The organism is Henriciella sp., from assembly GCF_049649345.1.
Classification (GTDB): Bacteria; Pseudomonadota; Alphaproteobacteria; order Caulobacterales; family Hyphomonadaceae; genus Henriciella.
Genome location: NZ_JBARZC010000463.1, coordinates 1 through 3,803, shown reverse-complemented (window position 1 = coordinate 3,803; position 3,803 = coordinate 1). Strand labels below are relative to the sequence as shown.

Here is a 3,803-nt window from a genome sequence, read left to right as displayed (position 1 = left end):
GTTCTGGCGTCCATGGTCGACTATAATGACCGGATCGCCGGCGGCATCGACATTGTCGGCATCTCCGACTTCAAGACATTCCTTGAAAACACCAAGGGCTATCGCCGGGACCTTCGCCGCGCCGAATATGGCGATGAGCGCGACCCCGAGATCGCGGCCTTCTTCGAGGAGATCTCCCCGCTGAAGAATGCCGATGAGATCACCAAGCCGCTCTTCATCATTCAGGGCGCCAATGATCCGCGCGTGCCAGCCTCAGAGGCTGAACAGATCCTCGAGGCGGTGCGCGAGAATGGCGGAGAGGCCTGGTTCCTGCTGGCGATGGATGAAGGCCACGGCTTCCGCAAGAAGTCCAACCGGGACTTCCAGTCCGAAGCGCAGACGCTGTTCATCGAGAAGGTGTTGGGGACCGGGGAATAGGGCCCATCAGGCATTCCATTAGAAGGGCGGTACGGAGACGGGCCGCCTTTTTTCTGCGCGGTCAGAGAGATGCGGCAAGGTCGGTCGGGCTTGACAGGGGCAAATAACTTTGAAATACAAAGTACATTGCGGACTTGGAGAGAGCTTATGAAACACCGTATCCTGACAGCTGGCATCGCCGCTCTGGCAATTGCCACACCCGCCATCGCCGCGCCGCTTACCGTTACAGTGAACGGCGTCGAAGACCGCGGCGCGACGCTCTATATCGGCGTTCAGACCGAAGCACAGTTCATGAAAAATGACGGCGTCGCTGGCGAGATAATGGAAAATGCAGCCGCTGGCACACACACGGTCAGCTTCGATCTGCCTGAGGGCGACTATTCTGTGTCGGTCTGGCATGACCTTAACGGAAATGGCGAATTCGACAGGGCGGAGAATGGCATGCCGGAGGAAGGCTGGGCCATGAGCAACGGCTCCAACCTGCGCGGCGAACCGAGCTTTGCGGACGTTTCGGTAAACGTCTATGAAGACGGGGCCAGCGTGACCGAAACCGTCCGTTATCCGCAGTAAATCAAAAGGCGCTAACTCAGCGGGTCGATGCGGTCCATGCCGGACTGGTTGACCCGCCACCAGCCTGCCATGCCGAGGCGTTTCTCGTGTGTTACTTCAACGGAGTGCGGGATCGCTTCTGACAGCATAAGCATGACGCCGCCGCCTTCCGGGATGATCCGCGCGGCCGGGGGCGCCTCCTCGTCTGCGCCTTCCGGCCAGACGGCAAGTGCGCCGCCGCATGCCTCGTCCCAATCCTCATTGAGATAGGCGACGAGGGAGACGACCCGGTTCCTCGCGCCGGCGAAGCTGTCGAGGTGGCGGTCATAGAAGCCTCCGGGCGGGTAGACCGCAAAGCAGACTTCCATTTCAAACAGGCCGAGCATCAGCTCGCGGTTGAGCGAGGTGCGCAGCCCCTCTGACCACATCTGGAAGTCCTGCTGAGGCGGCGTTGATCCGTCAAACCAGGTAATGCGCGTGCGCCGGATGGAGCGATCAACCAGGAACCCGTCTTCGCGGCCAATGCCTGCCGCTTCGAGATCAGCGGCGGCGTCGCGTTTCAGCAGTTCTTCGCGCAGGGCAGCCGTCAGAGCTTCGGGGAGAAGCCCCGGCTGCCAGCTCCAGCCTTTTGTTGAAAGATCATTCGCTATAACGCCGAGACGGTTATTCCCGGGCGCAAGAAGGCCGGCGTTCAGCTGCGTTGGTCCTTCATGAAGCCGGCAAAGCGCTCGAAAAGGTAGAAACTATCCTGTGGGCCGGGGCTCGCTTCGGGGTGGTGCTGGACCGAGATGATCGGTTTTCCCGCGACGCGCAGGCCCGAATTGGTCCCGTCGAAGAGGGATTTGTGGCTCTCTTCCACGCCCTCGGGCAGCGTCTCCGGGTCGACCGTAAAGCCATGATTCATTGACACGATCTCAACCTTGCCGGTCTCGAAGTCCTTGACCGGATGGTTCGCGCCATGATGGCCCTGCGGCATCTTCATGGTCTTTGCGCCGAGCGAGAGCGCGAGCAGCTGGTGACCAAGGCAGATGCCGAGAAGCGGCTTGCCGCTGTCAATCAGCTGGCCGATCGTGTCGCCGCAGCGGGTGATCGTGGCCGCCGGATCACCAGGACCGTTCGAGAGGACGATCCCATCCGGATCAAGCTTCATGATCTCTTCGAACGGCGTGTCGCCGCGCACAATCGTGGCCCGCGCGCCGACATGGGCGAGGTTGCGCAAAATGTTCTTCTTCACGCCATAGTCGAGCACGACGACGTGGAAGTCTGTTTGATCATTGTTCGCAAAGCCTGTGACAAGATCCCAGAGCCGCTCTGAATTGTCATATTGGGCATCACCGACCACGTTCAGCGCCAGATCGGCATGTTCGAGGCCTTCCCAGGCGCGCGCGGCTTCGATGAGCGCGTCAATATCGATTCGCCCGTCAGGCGAGTAGGCGACGGCACATTTCGGCATGCCCGTCTCGCGGATGATGCGGGTCAGCGCGCGGGTATCGACACCTGAAACTGCGGTTATGTGCTTGGTCGCGAGCCAGGCATCGAAATGGTCGCGCGAGCGCCAGTTTGACGGGGGCGTAATCGGCTCACGAAAGACGGCCCCCGTGGCTGCTTTTGCTGCAGGCGCCGAGGATTCCTCATGATCGTCCGGATTGGCGCCGACATTGCCGACATGCGGGAAGGTGAACAGCACGACCTGTCCGGCATAGGACGGGTCTGTCAGGATTTCCTGATAACCTGTGATGGAAGTGTTGAAGCAGAGTTCGCCCACTGCGATTCCCGGCGTGCCGGAACCTGTTCCCAGAAAGACCGTTCCATCTGCCAGAGCGATCGCACCCGTTGCTGGTGTATCGTGTTGATTTTTAGCGGCCATAGGCGTATCTCCTCGCGTCCTGTCGAACGCCATTAGGATTTCGGTCACTATATGACCTCAATCTGCGTGGCGAGATAGGCGTGCAGCGACCCAGCCGTCAAGCGGTCAGGTCCATTAGAAAAGTACAGGTATGGGACAGGTAGACGTTTCTCCATCCAGTAGCATCCGCGACCGTATATTGGACGCGCTCCAGACAGCTGAATCAGAAGATGCCCAGAGCACACGTGCACGCACTTTGCGGCTCGTAAAGTGTGCCATGCGCGACCGTGATGTCACCGCACGCGGGCGCGGGCATTGCGAGGGCTGCGAAGAAACAGACATTCGCAAATTGCTGGAGACCATGGTCGCCCAGCGCGAAGTCTCCGCGCGCGAATATGACGAATCCGGCCGTATCAGCGACGCAGAACGCGAGCGCGAAGAGATCGAGATCATCCAGTCCTTCTTGCCCCAGCCCCTCTCCGGCGCTGCGCTTGAAGCGGCTGTCGAACAGGTCGTCGAGGATCTCGAAGCCAGCAAGCTCAAGGATATGGGCCGCTGCATGACAGAGCTGCAGAACCGCTATCCGGGCCGGATCGACACCGGCTCCGCCGGCAAGGCTGTGCGCCGCGCGCTCGGCTAAGTCCGGAAACGGCCGCCTTTTTTCGTGAAGACACGGTACGAGAAGCTATCGCTGATAGCATCGTGATGCTCAACTCATCGGTTGACAATTAGACGCTTGCCTGTATACATAACCAAATGGTTGAGCAATCTTCTGGTCTTGATCGCGCTTTCAAGGCGCTGGCCGATCCGACGCGGCGCAGTATTATCGCGGCGCTGGCGCAGGCTGACCAGAGTGTGAGCCGGCTTGCAGAGCCGCATGAGATGTCGCTTGCAGCGGTCTCCAAACATGTTGGCATTCTGGCCGGGGCAGGGCTCATCCATCGCACGAAACTCGGACGCGAACAGGTCTGCTCGCTCGACCGCGACAGGC

6 protein-coding genes are annotated in these 3,803 nt (G+C 60.2%); 4 read left to right on the top strand and 2 right to left on the bottom strand.

Annotation, left to right across the window (positions count from 1 at the left end):
- Both WA989_RS12755 and WA989_RS12750 read left to right on the top strand, forming a co-directional pair.
- Positions 1-417 (top strand): alpha/beta hydrolase family protein (locus WA989_RS12755; RefSeq protein WP_424340870.1); only part of this gene is annotated, 417 nt, incomplete at its 5' end.
- Positions 418-564: 147 nt separating this feature from the next.
- Positions 565-987, top strand: coding sequence for a DUF2141 domain-containing protein (locus WA989_RS12750; RefSeq protein WP_424340869.1), 423 nt, complete (start codon positions 565-567; stop codon positions 985-987).
- 11 nt (positions 988-998) lie between these two features.
- On the opposite strand, the gene WA989_RS12745 is transcribed toward WA989_RS12750, so the two are convergent.
- The gene (locus WA989_RS12745) at positions 999-1,394 is read right to left on the bottom strand and encodes a 2OG-Fe(II) oxygenase (protein ID WP_424340868.1); all 396 of its coding nucleotides are present in this window, start codon (positions 1,392-1,394) and stop codon (positions 999-1,001) included.
- A 263-nt stretch (positions 1,395-1,657) separates the two neighbouring features.
- Positions 1,658-2,833, bottom strand: a complete 1,176-nt coding sequence (gene carA, locus WA989_RS12740) for a glutamine-hydrolyzing carbamoyl-phosphate synthase small subunit (RefSeq protein WP_424340867.1) — start codon at positions 2,831-2,833, stop codon at positions 1,658-1,660.
- Positions 2,834-2,963: 130 nt separating this feature from the next.
- Here carA and WA989_RS12735 point away from each other — a divergent pair, with 130 nt between their 5' ends.
- Positions 2,964-3,452, top strand: coding sequence for a GatB/YqeY domain-containing protein (locus tag WA989_RS12735; RefSeq protein ID WP_424340866.1), 489 nt, complete (start codon positions 2,964-2,966; stop codon positions 3,450-3,452).
- A 116-nt stretch (positions 3,453-3,568) separates the two neighbouring features.
- Positions 3,569-3,803, top strand: a 235-nt coding sequence (locus WA989_RS12730; protein WP_424340865.1) for an ArsR/SmtB family transcription factor, incomplete at its 3' end; no start/stop codon positions are given.

Coding starts and splice junctions, on each gene's coding strand:
- WA989_RS12735 (WP_424340866.1), top strand. CDS start 2,964: ATGGGACAGGTAGACGTTTCTCCATCCAGTAGCATCCGCGACCGTATA.
- carA (WP_424340867.1), bottom strand. CDS start 2,833: ATGGCCGCTAAAAATCAACACGATACACCAGCAACGGGTGCGATCGCT.
- WA989_RS12750 (WP_424340869.1), top strand. CDS start 565: ATGAAACACCGTATCCTGACAGCTGGCATCGCCGCTCTGGCAATTGCC.
- WA989_RS12745 (WP_424340868.1), bottom strand. CDS start 1,394: ATGTGGTCAGAGGGGCTGCGCACCTCGCTCAACCGCGAGCTGATGCTC.